We start from the raw sequence: 16,278 nt of genomic DNA, 5'->3' as shown, positions 1-16,278 counted from the left end.
GTCGTGTTGAATGGAGCTTATGCCGTAACCGGGTCCTTGTCCAGAAAAAGCCTAAACCGAATAAAACGGACGCTCATTTATGCAGTCGTTACCTTATTGGCAGCGGTCATTCTCGTTCCTTTCTTCTGGATGCTGTCCACCGCGCTGCAGGCAGATGGAGATATTTTCGCTTGGCCGCCGCAGTGGTTTCCCGATCCGCCGCAATGGCACAATTTTATTGATGCGTGGACTGCCATGCCGTTCAACCGTTACTTAGTGAATACGTTGTTTATCGTCACGCTTGGAATCATCGGGGAAATGGCGAGCGCCACTATCGTGGCTTACGGCTTTGCCCGGTTCCGTTTTCCGGGGAGCGACTTCATCTTTCTAGTGCTGCTTGCCACCATGATGCTTCCTTTTCACGTGACGCTCATTCCGACGTTTCTAATTTGGCAGAAGCTAGGGCTAACCGGACAGTTCGATCCTCTCGTACTGCGCTCCTGGACCGCTTGGGGTCCGTTCTATATCTTTCTCTTGCGGCAATTTTTTCTGACGCTGCCGCGCGAGCTTGATGATGCGGCGGAGATAGACGGAGCCAATACGTTCCAAACGTTTTATCACGTCATGCTGCCGCAGATCGTTCCCGCATTACTGGCTGTGGCGATCTTTGCTTTTCGCGGGTATTGGAACGACTTCCTCGGTCCGCTGATCTATTTAACCAATATGGAGCTCTACACTTTAAATGTCGGAATGTATTTCTTTATGGGCGGAGTCAATGAAGCGCCTCAGTGGAATTATTTGATGGCCATGTCGACGCTCGTGGCCCTGCCGGTTATTGTGCTGTTTTTTGCCGCTCAGCGTTATTTCATAGAAGGTATTACTTTTACCGGAATTAAAGATTAACACAATAGATAGAGAAACCCGATGATAAGGAGGATACTTGTGGTAGAACCATGCCAAACAACAATGCAGCGCTGTCGGCTCAATCCTTTGATTACTCCGGGCGATATTGTGCCTTCGTTTCCTGAATGGGAGGTGCTTGGCGCCTTTAATGCAGGAGTTGCGCAGATTAATGATGAAATCATTCTATTGCTGCGTGTAGCGGAATCCCCCCGGCAGATGGATCCGAATCACTTATTGGTTCCCGTGCTGGACACGGATGTCTGCGATGGCGGTAAGGGCACACGAATGAAGACGGTAAAGCTCGACAGAAACGATCCGAATCTCGACTTTAGCGATCCTCGCGTTGTTCGTGACCGGGACGGCCGCACCCTGTATTTGACGTCCATATCGCATCTGCGGGTTGCCCGCAGCCGCGACGGCGAGCGTTTTACGATAGAGGAAAGCCCTAGTATAATGCCGGAAGGCCGGGCAGAGTGCTGGGGTATCGAGGATCCGCGCATTACTTTCCTCGATAACCATTATTACATTACTTACAGCGCGGTATCCGATAAGGGCGTCGGCGTCGGGCTGCTATCCACCCGGGACTTCGTCCGATTCCAACGGGAAGGGCTGATTTTGGCGCCGACTAACAAAGACGCCGTCATCTTTCCCGAGCGGATTGAAGGGCGTTATTACATGCTGCACCGCCCGGTTCCGGAAGGAATCGGGGCGCCTGAAATGTGGCTTGCCGCTTCTTCGGATCTGAAGCATTGGGGGGATCATCAGTTTTTAATGGGATTAAGGGACGGATTGTGGGACGATCAGCGCATCGGGGCAGGCTGTGTTCCTATCAAAACCGATGACGGCTGGCTTGTCCTCTATCACGGGGCCGACCGGGCTAACCGGTATTGCATGGGGGCCGCTCTGTTGGATCTTCGGCAGCCGGGCCGGGTCATCGCCCGTCTGAAAGAACCTGTTTTATTTCCCGAGGCACCATATGAAATCAGTGGTTTCTTTAACCAGGTCGTATTTGCGTGCGGTGCTGTGGTGCGTGATAATCGAGTTACGATGTACTATGGCGTTTGTGACGAATCGATGGCCAGTGTAACTTTTGAACTGCAGCCGTTAATAAACCGATTAAAGGATCAAAGCGATCAATAATAGACTTGAAAGGAAAATCGGAGACAATGGGTGAATTAAAAAACAGCGGATTAAAATCGTGTTCTGTTCTGCTTGAAGCCTTCAGAAAAGGGGAAAGCAAGCCCTATAACGCTGAAAAGCTGCTTTTTGGCGGGGTAGGCGACCGGGACGTCTACAATATATCCGCTCCTTTTGAGGACGATGGAGAAATGGTCATAGCGGGAAGGGTGGAAGAGCGGAATAGCGAGGCTTCCGAAATTTACTTTTTTGTAATGCGCGATGGCCGCTGGGTACCGCGGGAGGGGGCTCCCGGCTTTGAGCTCCAGGACCCGTTCTTCACAAAAATTTCCGGGGAGCTGATTTTCGGCGGTGTAGAGACGTTTCCACATCCGCAGCGTGAAGGGGAGTTAAGCTGGCGGACCGTATTTTACAGAGGGAAGAAAGTGGCCGATTTGAAGCCGTTCTTTAGCGGTCCCGACCAGATGAAAGATTTGCGCTTAGTGCAGCTGCAGGATGGTAAGATCGGTATCTTCACCCGCCCACAGGGAGACAAAGGAGGGAGAGGCAAAATAGGCTTCACGAAGATCAATTCCCTCGATGAGCTGTCTCAAGAAGTGGTTTTGCAGGCTCCTCTTCTGCAAGGGCAATTTTCTGATGAAGAATGGGGGGGAGGCAACGAGGTTCACCTGCTCTCCAACGGTTTATTAGGCATACTGGGCCATATTGCACAGTTTGACGAACGGGGGGACCGTCATTATTATCCGATGATATTCGTGTTTGACCCGCACACCGAAACACATTCCGATATGGAAATTATCGCAGAGCGTGCCAACTTCGTAGAGGGCCCTGCCAAGCGCCCCGACCTGGTCGATGTTGTTTTTAGCGGCGGGCTGATTCGTCATTCGGACGGCACAGCGGATTTATATGCAGGCATCAGTGACGCGGAAGCACAGAAGGTGACGATCAAGGATCCGTTTGCCGGATATGAACGCCAGACAAAGTCTAAATGACCTATGTTCAAATGATAAAAAAGAAAGAGCGAGAGTTAGTGGACAACCACTAGCCTCGCTCTTTATTATAGAATCTTTTAACCGCTATGCCGGTTAAGGCGGTTATTCATTGCGGCTGTTAAAAATGGCGATGTATTTAAGCAGCTCGAGGACGGAGATCAATGCGGCGGCGACGTAGGTCAGCGCAGCGGCATTCAGTACCTTGGCGACTCCCGTTTCTTCCTCGTTCGTGATGAACCCTTCGGCCACCATCAAGCTGCGTGCCCGGCTGCTGGCGTTGAATTCAACCGGCAGAGTAACAAGCTGGAACAGGACAGCTGCCGAGAAGAAAATAATCCCGACAAGCAGCAGGAAATTAAATTGTTGAAAGATTATTCCGGCAATGATCAACAGCGGTGCAATCCCGGAGCTAAAGTTGACGGCCGGGAACATCCGGTGGCGCGCTACCAGCATCGGGTATGCTTCTTTATGCTGGATAGCATGACCAACCTCGTGGCATGCGACCGAAACGGCGGATATGGAATTTTCGTAATAAACCGGTTCGGAAAGGCGAACCACACGATTAATCGGATCGTAATGGTCGGTTAATGCTCCACGAACGGGTTCGATCGGCACATCATGCAGCCCGTTGGCATCCAGCATTCTCCGGGCAGCCTCATAACCGGTCAGGCCATACGTTGTCGGTACTTCGGACCACTTCCTGAAGGTGCCCTTAACCCGGAAGGAAGCCCAGATGGACAGACCGAAGGCAGCCAAAATCAAAAGGTCCCATGGGTAGTAGAAGAAGAACATACACAATCCCCCTGTTTATAGGATATAACGAAAAAAGATGAACCGATAAGTTCATAACGTTCGAAAAAGCTTGGCCTGGCAGCTCATACTAAGGCTTCAGTATGTCTGGAACAGCCGTTATAGAAGAGGGCCTTTGCCGAGTAAGAGCAGGAGAGCTTCGATGACGGCGGCGCTCTGCGGAGTCAGAAGTTTGTACAAATTCTTGGCCTGGTTCGGCTTGAGCTGGTCAATCAGAGGACTGAGCTCCTTGACTTCCTTCTCCAATTGCTGCATCTGCAGCTGCAGAGCGGCCAGCCTGTCATTCACTTGCTCGTCATTGCTGACCTTATTGATCAAATCAAGACTGCTCTTGATCTCTTCCAAGGTGAATTTCTCTCTCTTCATACTTTCAATACGTTTCAAACGGTTTAAGGTTTCATAGCTGTAATAACGATAATTGCTGTTCGACCGCTTCTCCGGAGAGATGAGCCCAAGCTTGGTATAATAATCAATTGTTCTTTGGCTGACATTCGCCATTCTAGCGATTTCTCCTATGCGAAATAGCTTGTTATCCCCATCCGGTTTTCCCCCTTTTCTAATATCTTCTATGCTTCATGATACATGAATATGAACCATACAGTCAAACGTTATGCTTTTGAATAAAGTGTGAATTATTTGGGGGTATACCCGCCGTTTTCCGTATTATTTATCCTGGTGGGACTACGGCGGTTAGCTCACCTTGGCGTCGGGCTTGATCAGGAAGAAAACGAGCCCCAGCGCCACTAATGATAAGGCGGACACCGTAATAAATACAATGGAATGGGATTTCTCCATCATCCATCCAAACAGGGGGGGACCGAAGGCAACGCCTAGAAAGCGCAGGCTATTGTACATGGATGTGATCATTCCGCGTTCCGACTTGGATACGGCGCCAGTTATCATTGTATTCAGACAGGGAAGAAGCAGGCCTGTGCCGATGCTGCTTAATGTAAGCAATCCGATGAAAATGTAGATATTGTTAAACAGAAATATCGTGAGCGCCAATGAAACCGTCATTAAGACGAGTCCGATATTCATCAGCCATCTCATCAATATGCCGTTCTTCTTAATAACACTCCCGGTCGTATACGAGGTAATCACCATGCCTAACAGCGGAATGGCCAGCACGAGACCTTTCACCACCCCGTCGATGGAATAGGGGGGTTCTTCCAGTATGTTAGATAAATAAAACAGAACTCCGAACAGGATAAAAAGCGCCAGGGAGCCCGCGAAGAAGGCGGTGACCAGCCAACTGGCCTTTTCTTTCATAATGCCGCCTATTTTCTGCGCATAGGCTTTGAATTTTAACGGTTCCTTCTCCCTCGCCGGTTCCTTGATCAACCAGATGACCGAAACGAGGGAAATGAAACAGAACACCGGAAAGGCGAAGAAGGCGGCGTACCATATGATTAAGGCCAGAAGAGAACCGATGATTGGACTTACCACTTTGCCTATGCCGTTGGAAGCTTCCGTCAAGCCAAGTACCTTGCTCTCGGTTGCGCCGTCATAGAGGTCGCCGACCAACGCCATTGCAATGGAGGCGGTGCCCGCTGCGCCGATTCCCTGCAGTGCCCGGGAAACGATAATAACCCAATAGGATTCCCAGACTGCTCCGAAGCCTGCGAGAATCCCCGCAGCTCCGTACAAGGTCAAGGAGGGGATAATTACGGCTTTGCGGCTGAAGCGGTCCGATAAATAACCGGAGAAGGGAATGACCAGACCGGCCGAAACGGAGAACAACGTAATGACCAAGCTGCTTTGGAACTGCGATATCCCAAGCTCCCGCTCCATATCGGGCAGGATGGGAACAAGCATGGAATTTCCCAGAACCAAGACAAGGGGGATGGAAGCAATGGCGAAAAATTCCCAAAAGCTCCCTTTGGATTTGCCGCCGTTCTTTTTACGTTTTTTGGGACGGGAAACAGGTTCTTCTATGTCGCTTTCGAAGGTGATATCCAAAGTGTTCGGCTTAGTTTTTTCCATCTTGGGGCTCCTCTACAGTGTTGTAATGATTTTACTTTTCCCGCCATGGACCTGATTCATTCCGGAGGCCGGAAGCCAAAAAGTTCAAACATTTGTACCGCTTTATGAATGGAAAAGAAGGCAATTTGGGATATTATTAGGTATACCCTAGTTTAGAAATGGATTTGAGATAATGAAAAGAAATTGGATTGTGTTGATCGGAATTGTTATCTTATCCGGGTTGGCCATTTATCAGAATCTTGCGGCGAAGGATAAGGAAGTGATTTTGCCGACGGAAACCGCTCCGAAGCCGGAGTTTCTGGCGCCGTCTTTCAGCCTCCAGGGATTGGACGGACAGACATATAATGTGGGCGGGGCGAGGGATAAGCCGTTGTTCCTGAATTTCTGGGCCTCCTGGTGCGGACCCTGCGAGATGGAAGCGCCCGACTTGAAGAGGTTATACGACAAGTATTCAGATCAATTGGATATGTACGCAGTCAACATTACAAGAAACGATAAGCTGGAGAATGCCAAGAAGTTCGTGGAACGGCATGAATTTACTTTTCCGGTTCTGCTGGACGAAGAGGGCAAGGCAAGCGAGCTCTATCAGTTTTATTTCATTCCGACAAGCTTCCTGATCGACCGGAACGGAGTCATCGCTGAGGTGATTAATTTGGTCGAGCCCAAGGAGCTGGAGCGCAAAATTAAAAAGCTGATCGATCGCTGAACAGACTTATGAACACCTATAGCAGCACGAAAAAAGCTGTCTGCCGGGAAGAGGTAATCTTCGCGGCGGACAGCTTTATTTAAATATAAGAAGGTATAAGTTAGTTACACCTTATACCTGTTCTTATGTTTCATCGGTAAACGCGCCTGTCCAAAGGACGACGATAACCGTTTAACCTTGGGGTAGTTTAGTGGTTAACGAGACCGAGCCGTGTCGGCGGTTGGGAATTCGCAGGCTCCAGCGGTTGTTTGCCGATCAGTGCGTAGCGCATACTATCGACAAGAGCATCCCAGCTCGCTTCGATGACGTTCTCGGAGACGCCGATTGTGCTCCACTTGGTGTTGGCGTCGGAAGATTCAATAAGCACCCGGACCTTGCTTGCGGTCGCATCCTTCTCGTTGATGACCCGGACTTTGTAGTCGGACAGGTGCATGTTCCGGATTTCCGGATAGAACTGCTCCAGAGCTTTGCGCAATGCGTTATCCAGTGCGTTCACCGGGCCGTTGCCTTCGGCGGCCATATAGACGGTGTTGCCGTGCATATTCAGCTTGACGATCGCTTCCGATGCCACCTTGTGATTGGCATTCTTCTCGACCAGGATCTTGAAGGAATCCAACGTGAAAATTTCCTCCAATTCACCGAATTCTTGACGGAGCAGCAGCTCCAGAGAAGCATCCGCTCCCTCGAATTGATAGCCTTGGTGCTCCAGCTGTTTAACCCTTTCAATCGCAAGCTTGGTCTTCTCGGGATCTTGGTCGATGTCCAGGTGAAGCTCCTGGGCTTTAAACAGCAAATTGCTCTGACCGGCCAGCTCGGATACGAGCACGCGCTGCTTGTTTCCGACCAGCTCAGGCTCAATATGCTCGTAAGTCTTCGGGTCCTTCAGAATGGCCGAGACGTGAATTCCGCCTTTATGTGCGAAAGCGGCAGTTCCCACATACGGTTGGTTAACGGGCATGTTCACGTTGGCGATTTCGCTCACGTAACGAGCCACACTGGTTAGCTGCTGAAGCTGGTTATCCGAAATACAGCGGTAGTTCAGCTTCAACTGAAGGTTCGGGATGATGGAGCACAGGTTCGCATTGCCGCACCGTTCCCCGTAGCCGTTAATCGTTCCCTGAACCTGAACCGCCCCAGCCTGTACGGCTGCGAGAGTATTGGCTGCAGCCAGCTCACAATCGTTATGGGTATGAATGCCGAGCGGGGTCTTCATCCGGCTCTTCACATTGGATACGATTTCGAAAATTTCCCCGGGCAGTGTACCCCCATTCGTATCACACATGACCAGCCAGTCCGCTCCCGCTTCCTGTGCTTTCTCCAGTACGGCTATGGCGTACTCCGGGTTATGCTTGTAACCGTCGAAGAAATGCTCTGCGTCGAAGGAAACCTCCAGGCCCTTCTGCTTCAGATAGGATATCGAATCGAATACCATCGCCAGATTTTCTTCCAGAGTCGTCTGCAAGGCCGTTGTTACATGAAAATCCCATGCCTTGCCCACAAGAGAAGAGACCCGGACTCCGGAATCGACGATCCGGTTCAGGCTCGCATCATGTTCGGCTACCGAATGCTTCCGGCGGGTGCTGCCGAAGGCTACGATCTTCGCATTGAAGTTATGCTGCTTGACCCTCTGGAAAAACTCGATGTCCTTGCTGTTGCTGCCGGGATTGCCTCCCTCAATATAATGAACGCCCAAAGCGTTAAGACGCAGCGCGATCTTGAATTTATCCTCAGCCGATAGACTGATTCCTTCTCCCTGGGTTCCATCCCGCAATGTTGTATCGAAGACAAAAATTTGATTAGACATGTCCGCCCCCTCAGAATTTCCGATTCCAGTCGAATCTTTTATCACTTAATTATAACATCTAGTCCCGTATGAAAACAGTGGCTTTCTCTTTATAATTCAGAAACAAAGTTTGGGCTCGGCAGAAGCAGTGATGATGTGATGATCGGAAATTCGAACCTCTGCAGACAACCTCCTCTCAGCCGGTCATCCTGTGGAGGTACGCACAGGGATTTTTCTCCTCTTTAAGCAATAACAAGAAGGATTGCAGCGGCATCGGGACCGGAAGCTTGACCGCCGAACCGACTGGTTGTATGCTGATAATGGTTAAAATAAATTAGGGAGGTGCTGCACCATGTCTACAAGACCGACGAGAACTTTAGAACCGGTTCCCAATCCACATCCTGACCGCGAATACGAGGTTGAGATCGAATGCCCGGAATTTACGGCATTATGTCCCGTTACCGGCCAGCCGGATTTTGCGACCATTACTTTTAAATATATTCCCGGTCCTTATATCGTTGAATTGAAGTCATTGAAGCTGTATTTATGGAGCTTCCGTGACGAGGGGCATTTTCATGAGGATGTCACGAATGCAATACTGAAAGACTTCGTGGATTTTATTAAGCCGCGCAAGCTTCAGGTTACCGGCAAATTCAATGTGCGGGGCGGAATATATACCACGGTTCGCGCCGAGTATGAAGAAGGCCAGTGACTATTATCCGCGCAATGGAAGGGTCATTCTGCATATTGATATGAATGCCTTCTATTGCTCCGTTCACGAAGCGTCAGAGCCCGACCTCTATGCCGGCAAGCCGATCGCGGTAGCCGGCAGCGTCGAGCTGCGCAAAGGCATCATCGTCACGTCCTCTTACGCAGCCAGAGCACGAGGAATCCGCACCGGGATGCTGGTTGGCCAGGCTCTCAGGCTGTGCCCGGACCTTCTTCTTATCCGTCCGGACTTCGAGCTGTACAGGGATTTTTCCCGGAAGTTCATCCAGTTGGTGTACCAATATTCTCCGTTAGTCGAAACGATGTCTATTGACGAATGCTTCGTAGATATTACCGGTTCGAGCCAGTTCGGCACGCCGCTGGAAATCGCCCGGGAGATTCAGCAGAGAATCCGTATGGAGCTGTCGCTCCCTTGCTCTATCGGTGTAGCTCCCAATAAGCTGTTGGCCAAGATGGCTTCGGATATGAAGAAGCCTAACGGGATATCGGTGCTCCGCTTGAGAGATGTGCCTAAGCTGCTTTGGAGCAGGCCCTGCAAAGAGCTGTACGGGATCGGCTCCAAAACGGCTTCCAAGCTTCTTAAGCTGAATATCCGCACGATCGGTGAGCTTGCCGCCGCCGACGAACAGATTCTGGTCAGGCAGTTCGGAGTCTACGGCCAATGGCTCAAGCAGTCAGCCAACGGCTTGGATGACTCGCCGGTCAAGGCGGAGAAAGAACCGAACAAATCGATCGGACATACGACCACACTGCCGTATAACTTTACCGATCCGGAGGATATCCGTCGCGTATTCCTCAATCTGGCCGATCAGACCGCCAGAAGAATGCGGAGGCAGAAGCTGGTCTGCACTACCGTCCAGATTACGATTCGCGACCCGGACATGAAGACGATAACGCGATCGACGACCTTAAATCAGCCTACGGAGCATACGGACCTTATTTACAAGGAAGCCTGCCGGTTATTTCAGCTCAATTGGGAAACGGGCAAGCCCGTCCGCTTATTGGGCATTACGCTGCAGAACCTGCAGCCCAAAGCGGAGGCGGCGATCCAGCTTGATCTGTTCGAATTGGAGCAATCGTGTAAGAAGGACAAGCTGAACGAAGCGATGGACCAAATCCGGGATAAATTCGGGGAAAGCTCCCTGCTGACGGCAGGAATGATTGGAGAGGATCCGTCTTCGCTGATACGCAATCATAAAATTCGGGGGACTTCTCTGCAAACCGATTTTTTGCGCAGCGCAGATGACGAAGGATGACACTAATCCGTACTTCAATGAAGATAGCGGAGAACATTCAATCAGTTTAGCTTTAATAGTATAGTGATTTGAGCGGGAAGAAGACCGGGAACCCGACAGCGGCGGGTATTGAGAATAGCGGCCCGGACATTAGTCCGTACCCGGAAAGAAGCGTACAACCATTTCATCGAATAACTAACCAAGATCAAGAAATATTCGGATTGAGTCCTAAGGAGGAATCACTGGCAATGGGTAAGTACAGTTGGGTGGACAAAGAAACATGCATTGCATGCGGTGCATGTGGAGCGACTGCCCCAGACATCTATGATTACGATGACGAGGGACTTGCCGAAGTCATCTATGATGATGATCAGAACAGAGGGATTAAAGAAATCCCCGAGCACCTGTTCGATGATCTTCAGGATGCTCAGGACGGCTGTCCGACCGATTCGATTAAAGTTGCGGATGAGCCCTTTGATATGTAATTTGCCTCTTGGCTTTCTTGGCCGCCTCTAAAATGGGGCGGCTTTTTATTTCTATAATGCTTCAAGAGTATCAATTATCGGTTTATTGTAATTTACATTGCGGCACAGATTTGCCGATATAACGGGTAGAGGATTTTGCGACAGTCCGCTCGCTGGCCATCATTTATAACATGACGGCTGGGAAGGCCTTGCAACCGGATTGTTGAGAAACACATTGGCAAAGGAGGCTTAATGTTATGAAGAACGGTGCCGATGGATACAAGCCCGGCCGGCCCCATCGACCAGCACAACCTGCGGAGAAGGCGTCCGGGCAGCCCCCGGAAGGCGAGGATGGCAAGGGTCCTTCGGATTATGTGGATGAGGACACTCCCCAATATCTTAAACAATACATAACGCAGCATCCATCGAGCAAAATGGCATGGTATTTGCTCGGCAAAGAATACGAGAGTCAAGGCAAGGCGGCCAAAGCCCGCTATTGCTATTTCAGAGCGGAGGAAATCTACGAGGCCTTCGAAAAGAAAGCCATCCAATCCCATGCCACGGATGAGGTGCAGAATGAAGGAGATCAAGCCAACAGGAAGCTTAAGCGCATTACGGCAGGGCTTCTGCTGTTGCTGCTGCTTCTTCTGCTGCCCTCTTCTCTGGATGGGGATTTGTTCGTCCAGGAGAAGCAGGGGGAGACGGAAGGTGCTGAGGCGAAAGCCGCAGATTTGAATTCGGAAGGAGATAAGCCGGAAGAGGAGGATGAAGCGGACCGGCTTCCACGGGTAATTCTGCAGGCGGATGAAGAGCTTGGGAAGTCTGAATCCGGTCGGGAGAACGGCCGGCTTCCTATCCGGATTTATAATCAAGAAACCGTATGGGGGGAGCTGGGCAGGGCAGGCCCGTGGACATTGTGGGGAGAGGAAGCCAGAGTGATTGCGGGGGTGCGTCCGTCCGGAACCGCCGGCAAATACGAGCTGGAAGTGTATGATCCAGAGCTATGTCAATGCGAGCCGGTCGAATCCGCAGCCGCGCATAGCCAATTGCTGCGTTGGATGAAAGAGAGAGAGGAAATGCTGGTGCTGCAATCTGCAATCGTCGCTTATCAGTCTCTTTATGGCAAGCCGCCGGAAGAAGCGGCCGATCTGACCGGGGATTATCCCGCCAATTTATTATCCAATATGAGTAAGAGAATGGAGGCGGCTTTTGCAGAATACAGGGACAAGCTGTTTCCGTCCGGAAATGCCCCCCTTACTTCCGGTGAATCCGGTGAAAATGACGTAGAAGAGGGAGTATCGCCGCAGGCTCCTTTGGAAATTATTGTAGATAAGAGCAATCATCGTTTGGCTCTCGTGAGTGGAAACACTATCATTCGCAATTATCCGGTAGGTCTTGGCGGTGACCGCACTCCGGAAGGTGAATTTTATATCAGTGAGAAAGTGGTGGACCCCAAGGGTAAGAAGAACGGTGAATTCGGGAGCAGGGGAATGACCTTGTCCGATACGCTATATGCAATCCACGGCACTAATCAGCCGTCCAGTATTGGTGAAGACCGCTCGCTCGGCTGTGTGCGGATGCTGGATGAGGATGTGAAGGAATTGTACGGGATGGTGCCGATGGGAACGAAGGTATCCATCGTGTCGGAAGGGCTTCCTGAGCAAGTTGTCAGAGGGGCTGTCAAGATGGAACTGCCGGTAGGGGACAATGAAACCAATCCCGGCAAAGTCTACGAATGGTTGAACTAGCCGTTGGTCTGTCCCCTCTACAATGAAATAGAAAAATACCGGGCTTCTCTAGCTGTTTACGATCAGCAGCACAGCCATCAAAATAACGATCGCGGCAAAAATACCGCCTGCCCAAATAATCGCCTTTTTGTTAACTTCTTCTTTCGTTTTGCGCTGCGAGTAAGGCATTGGCTTTCTTTTCATCGCTTCCCAGCAACCTTTCTTTCTATACTGCCTATATTCTATCACAATCTTTCCGGTTTGACAGCGTCCTCATATGCATTTGAGAGAGAAGAGAATTCCCCCGGCCCGCGAATGCCGCATGTATTGGCTATTTCGCGGCATCTTGCGGCGCCGGATGGGGATGGTCCGCTTCCTTGCGGAGGATCGGGTCAAGTTGCATCTTTCTTTTTTTTTCGCAAGGAGGTAAACTGTTCGTTGGGACTATTAGCGAACGGAGTTGTTGATATGCTGTACCGATCTATAGGCAAACCGATCTTTTTCCGGATGGATGCGGAGAAGGCTCACCATCTTGTTGTTAACGGACTGGACAAGGTTTCGCGTATCCCGGGAATGACTTCCTGGATGAAGACGATATATGGAACCCCTCCCTCACCTAAGCTGAATGTCAAGCTATGGGATCTGGAGTTCCCTAATCCGGTCGGACTGGCCGCCGGATTGGATAAGAACGGGCAGGCCGTTCCCGGTTTCTCATCGATCGGCTTCGGATTTATGGAGGTCGGTACGGTAACTCCGAAGCCTCAGCCGGGGAATGACCGTCCGCGGTTGTTCCGGCTTCCGGAGGACCTTGCATTGATTAATCGAATGGGGTTTAATAATGTTGGAGCCGATCAGATGGCGGAGAATTTGCGCCGAACCGGCCAACGAACCATTCCGGTGGCGGTGAATATCGGCAAGAACAAAATAACCCCCAATGAAGAGGCGGAACGGGACTATCGCGAATGTTTGCGCAAGCTCTACCCCTACGGGGATTTTTTTGTGGTTAATATCAGTTCGCCTAACACGCCCGATCTGCGAAAGCTGCAGCATGGCGACGATTTACGAAAGCTTTTGGAAGCGGTAATGGAAGAACGGGATCAGCAAACTCAATCCGGTGCTCAGAAGAAGCCGGTGCTTGTAAAAATCGCTCCGGACATTTCCGGGGAAGATTTGGAGTATATTATGGATACGATCCTGGCCAGCCCGGTATCCGGAATTATTGCCACGAACACGACGATTCGCAGGGATGGTCTGGTTCATCGGAATGCTTCCGAAACCGGAGGATTAAGCGGCAAGCCGCTGACGGATCGTTCCACCGAGGTCATTCGCGGCATTTACCGCCTGACCCGCGGCCGCATCCCGATTATCGGATGCGGAGGTATTTTCACAGCGCAGGACGCTTATGACAAAATCCGCGCAGGGGCTAATCTGGTCGAAGTGTATACCGCCTTAATCTACGAAGGCCCCGCACTGATCAAACGATTAAATGCCGGTTTGTTGGAGCTGCTGGAAAGAGACGGATGGTCCCATATATCCGAAGCTGTCGGTGCGGACGTACCGGAATAGACGGCGAGAGGAGGGAATGCAATGGATGGAAGAGATTGGAGTAAGTTTCTTCTTCCTTACGAACAAGCCGTTGAAGAGCTGAAAGTGAAATTTAAGACGCTTCGTTCGGAATTGAAAAGTCGCGAAGAATATTCCCCCATTGAATTTGTTACTGGAAGGGTTAAACGAATCTCCAGTATATTGGAGAAAGCGAAAAAGCTGAATGTCTCCATGGACGATATCGAAACAGGGATCGAAGACATAGCAGGCATTCGAATAATGTGCCAGTTTGTGGAAGACATTCAGAGACTGACGGAATTGATCCGTCAGCGTCAGGATATGAAGGTTGTCTACTGCAAGGATTATATCACCTACAAAAAAGCCAGCGGCTACCGGAGCTATCATATTATCGTGGAATATCCTGTACAGTCCGCACTGGGGATGAAAATCGTTCTGGCAGAAATTCAGATTCGAACCCTAGCCATGAATTTCTGGGCCACAATAGAACATTCATTGAATTATAAATATAAAGGGGCGCTGCCGGAGGATGTGACCCGCCGTTTGAGCAAGGCGGCGGAGGCGGCCTACCTGTTGGATCAGGAAATGTCCAGCATTCGCGACGAAATTATGGAATCGCAGATGCTGTTCGAAGATAAGTCGGTACTGGTTTCCAAGGTGTTGAACGATATTCAGCAGCTGTATTTTTACCGGAGGGTCCGCGAAGCGGTCCAATTCCAGCTCAAGTTCAACGAACTATGGGAAGCGGAAGATATATGGAGCTTGAAAAAGCTATCCTTATCCATAGAGGAAGCGATTGCAAGGGCTAAAAAAGAGCTTGATCGCAAATAAGTCATTTACCCCCTGTTATCTGTCTGTTGGCGCCGGATTACAGGGGGTTCTTTTTCCAGTAAGTTTGGTTGGTTTTTGCAAATCGATTGAATTTGCCTGTACAAAATCCATTTAGACGCGCCATTCCGTTTGCACAGCTCCAGCAGAAAATGGGAAACAGACGGATTTTCAAGGTAGATCGTCGGCAATAGAAGAGGCAAGCGGTCATTAGTCAAACGTCTGCAGGATAAGGCAATATAAATTCTTTGGGCTCGAAGGGTTATAGTGTACCGGATAGAATTGTATAAGTTCCGGGGCTCCCCGCAAAATATCTACGAAGGTTATGTTTCACTTTGTGGAGATTTTAGCAGGGCTCCCCGCAAAATACTCGAAAAAAGGAGGGGAAATGATGGAGTACAGTCCGCTATATTTGGCCTACCTGCACTATTTCAATACGGAAAGAGATTATTTCGAATGCCACGAAGTGCTTGAGGAGCTCTGGCTGGAAGAAGGCAGAAACCTTTTGTACCAAGGTCTGCTTCAGGTGGCCGTTGCCTTGTATCATTTTCGCAACGGCAATAAGAACGGAGCCCGCAAAATGTTTGCGCAGGCCATCGATAAGCTGCGCAAGTATCCGCCGGATTCGTTGGGAATTGATTTGGGACAGCTGTTGAGCGAGAGTGAAAAGTATCGGGAGAAGCTGGAGAATATAGATCGGGAGCCATTCGAATTCTACGATCTGACGATTCGTATCGTGGATCCTGCGCTCAAGGAGAAGGTCGCGGAATGGGCGGTCAATCCCCAACCTCTGCACGAGGAAGATTAACCGACGGACCAATAGACGGGCAAATAAAAAAAGCAGCCCAAGGCTGCCAAATTTATTAATATATAAGTTCCAAAGTACCCGGAATACATTCCGAAGGTTATGCGCCACTTTGCAATGTTGTTTTACTGGTCCAAAATTTACTGTTTATATTTTTCAAAAAATTGCTTATATTCATTTTGGGGTACTTCACCTACGATGCGATCTACCTCAACGCCCTCTTTAAAGTAGGCAAGCACTGGCCAGGACTGGATATTATAAGTGCTTAAGTAATTTCTGAACTCCAGGATGTTGAACTGCTTTAATTCGATTCCCATATCCTGAGACATTGGATAAACGATCGGCGTTACCCGCTGGCAAAAATGGCAGTCCGGGGAGAAGAAATAGACGAACATCGATTCCTTGTTGTTTACGCTTTTCGCCAGATCTTCAGGCAGAACGATGCTCTGATAATTGGGATCCTCCAGCTGTTTAACCGTATCGGGATGCAGCTTGCTGGCCGAAACTCCATACAGTTCCTTGGCTTTGCTGTCCTTGGAGCTAACGGTGGCCTTGTTAATCACAAATAGAAGAACGAACACCGCAACAATGATCGAAAGATAAATCGCTAATTTTTTCATAGTTCCCACCTTTC

17 protein-coding genes are annotated in these 16,278 nt (G+C 50.0%); 11 read left to right on the top strand and 6 right to left on the bottom strand.

Annotated features, from left to right (window positions below; translation table 11 throughout):
* Positions 1-3 precede the first annotated feature (3 nt).
* From ACFQ03_RS12605 to ACFQ03_RS12595, 3 genes are all read left to right on the top strand, one after another.
* Positions 4-882 carry a carbohydrate ABC transporter permease gene (locus ACFQ03_RS12605; protein ID WP_144937672.1) on the top strand — a complete coding sequence of 293 codons (879 nt, stop codon included), beginning with the start codon at positions 4-6 and terminating at the stop codon, positions 880-882.
* A gap of 63 nt (positions 883-945) precedes the next feature.
* Positions 946-2,022, top strand: a complete 1,077-nt coding sequence (locus ACFQ03_RS12600; protein ID WP_379288706.1) for a glycoside hydrolase family 130 protein — start codon at positions 946-948, stop codon at positions 2,020-2,022.
* A 26-nt stretch (positions 2,023-2,048) separates the two neighbouring features.
* On the top strand, positions 2,049-3,011 hold the full coding sequence (locus ACFQ03_RS12595; protein ID WP_144937675.1) for an MTP-1 family protein: 963 nt from the start codon (positions 2,049-2,051) through the stop codon (positions 3,009-3,011).
* A gap of 102 nt (positions 3,012-3,113) precedes the next feature.
* Here the strand turns inward: ACFQ03_RS12595 and ACFQ03_RS12590 are convergent, their stop codons facing one another.
* The 3 genes from ACFQ03_RS12590 to ACFQ03_RS12580 all read right to left on the bottom strand — a co-directional run bounded on the left by ACFQ03_RS12590 (position 3,114) and on the right by ACFQ03_RS12580 (position 5,804).
* Positions 3,114-3,803 carry a zinc metallopeptidase gene (locus ACFQ03_RS12590; RefSeq protein ID WP_144937678.1) on the bottom strand — a complete coding sequence of 230 codons (690 nt, stop codon included), beginning with the start codon at positions 3,801-3,803 and terminating at the stop codon, positions 3,114-3,116.
* 117 nt (positions 3,804-3,920) lie between these two features.
* Positions 3,921-4,382, bottom strand: a complete 462-nt coding sequence (locus tag ACFQ03_RS12585) for a MerR family transcriptional regulator (protein ID WP_379288704.1) — start codon at positions 4,380-4,382, stop codon at positions 3,921-3,923.
* A gap of 129 nt (positions 4,383-4,511) precedes the next feature.
* Complete coding sequence (locus tag ACFQ03_RS12580) at positions 4,512-5,804, bottom strand: MFS transporter (RefSeq protein WP_379288466.1); 1,293 nt, start codon at positions 5,802-5,804, stop codon at positions 4,512-4,514.
* 172 nt (positions 5,805-5,976) lie between these two features.
* Between ACFQ03_RS12580 and ACFQ03_RS12575 the strand changes: the two genes are divergently transcribed.
* Complete coding sequence (locus ACFQ03_RS12575; RefSeq protein ID WP_144937686.1) at positions 5,977-6,510, top strand: TlpA family protein disulfide reductase; 534 nt, start codon at positions 5,977-5,979, stop codon at positions 6,508-6,510.
* Between the two features lie 187 nt (positions 6,511-6,697).
* Here the strand turns inward: ACFQ03_RS12575 and cimA are convergent, their stop codons facing one another.
* Positions 6,698-8,314 (bottom strand): citramalate synthase, encoded by a 1,617-nt coding sequence (cimA, locus tag ACFQ03_RS12570; RefSeq protein ID WP_144937689.1) that lies wholly within the window; start codon positions 8,312-8,314, stop codon positions 6,698-6,700.
* A 331-nt stretch (positions 8,315-8,645) separates the two neighbouring features.
* On the opposite strand from cimA, the gene queF reads away from it, so the two are divergent.
* The 4 genes from queF (at position 8,646) to ACFQ03_RS12550 (ending at position 12,469) form a co-directional block, all read left to right on the top strand.
* Positions 8,646-9,005 (top strand): preQ(1) synthase, encoded by a 360-nt coding sequence (queF, locus tag ACFQ03_RS12565; protein ID WP_144937692.1) that lies wholly within the window; start codon positions 8,646-8,648, stop codon positions 9,003-9,005.
* Positions 8,989-10,278, top strand: a complete 1,290-nt coding sequence (locus tag ACFQ03_RS12560) for a DNA polymerase IV (protein ID WP_144937695.1) — start codon at positions 8,989-8,991, stop codon at positions 10,276-10,278. Before queF ends, ACFQ03_RS12560 begins: the two co-directional genes overlap by 17 nt.
* 227 nt (positions 10,279-10,505) lie before the next feature.
* A complete protein-coding gene (locus tag ACFQ03_RS12555; protein ID WP_144937698.1) occupies positions 10,506-10,742 on the top strand; it encodes a ferredoxin in 237 nt (78 codons plus the stop codon).
* 236 nt (positions 10,743-10,978) lie between these two features.
* Positions 10,979-12,469, top strand: a complete 1,491-nt coding sequence (locus ACFQ03_RS12550) for a L,D-transpeptidase (protein WP_379288463.1) — start codon at positions 10,979-10,981, stop codon at positions 12,467-12,469.
* Positions 12,470-12,517: 48 nt separating this feature from the next.
* On the opposite strand, the gene ACFQ03_RS12545 is transcribed toward ACFQ03_RS12550, so the two are convergent.
* Positions 12,518-12,652: a hypothetical protein gene (locus ACFQ03_RS12545; RefSeq protein WP_260982093.1), complete on the bottom strand. Its 135-nt coding sequence runs from the start codon at positions 12,650-12,652 to the stop codon at positions 12,518-12,520.
* 264 nt (positions 12,653-12,916) lie between these two features.
* Here ACFQ03_RS12545 and ACFQ03_RS12540 point away from each other — a divergent pair, with 264 nt between their 5' ends.
* The 3 genes from ACFQ03_RS12540 (at position 12,917) to ACFQ03_RS12530 (ending at position 15,647) form a co-directional block, all read left to right on the top strand.
* Positions 12,917-14,014 (top strand): quinone-dependent dihydroorotate dehydrogenase, encoded by a 1,098-nt coding sequence (locus ACFQ03_RS12540; RefSeq protein ID WP_379288702.1) that lies wholly within the window; start codon positions 12,917-12,919, stop codon positions 14,012-14,014.
* A 21-nt stretch (positions 14,015-14,035) separates the two neighbouring features.
* A complete protein-coding gene (locus ACFQ03_RS12535) occupies positions 14,036-14,842 on the top strand; it encodes a GTP pyrophosphokinase (RefSeq protein WP_144937704.1) in 807 nt (268 codons plus the stop codon).
* Positions 14,843-15,227: 385 nt separating this feature from the next.
* The gene (locus tag ACFQ03_RS12530) at positions 15,228-15,647 is read left to right on the top strand and encodes a DUF309 domain-containing protein (RefSeq protein WP_379288461.1); all 420 of its coding nucleotides are present in this window, start codon (positions 15,228-15,230) and stop codon (positions 15,645-15,647) included.
* 137 nt (positions 15,648-15,784) lie between these two features.
* Here the strand turns inward: ACFQ03_RS12530 and ACFQ03_RS12525 are convergent, their stop codons facing one another.
* The gene (locus tag ACFQ03_RS12525; protein ID WP_144937710.1) at positions 15,785-16,264 is read right to left on the bottom strand and encodes a thioredoxin family protein; all 480 of its coding nucleotides are present in this window, start codon (positions 16,262-16,264) and stop codon (positions 15,785-15,787) included.
* Positions 16,265-16,278: the final 14 nt, after the last annotated feature.

The sequence above is a fragment of the Paenibacillus residui genome (assembly GCF_042677205.1).
Lineage (GTDB): Bacteria > Bacillota > Bacilli > Paenibacillales > NBRC-103111 > Paenibacillus_L > Paenibacillus_L residui.
The sequence above is the reverse complement of the archived record's forward strand: the minus strand, read 5'-3'. Positions and strand labels throughout refer to the sequence as shown.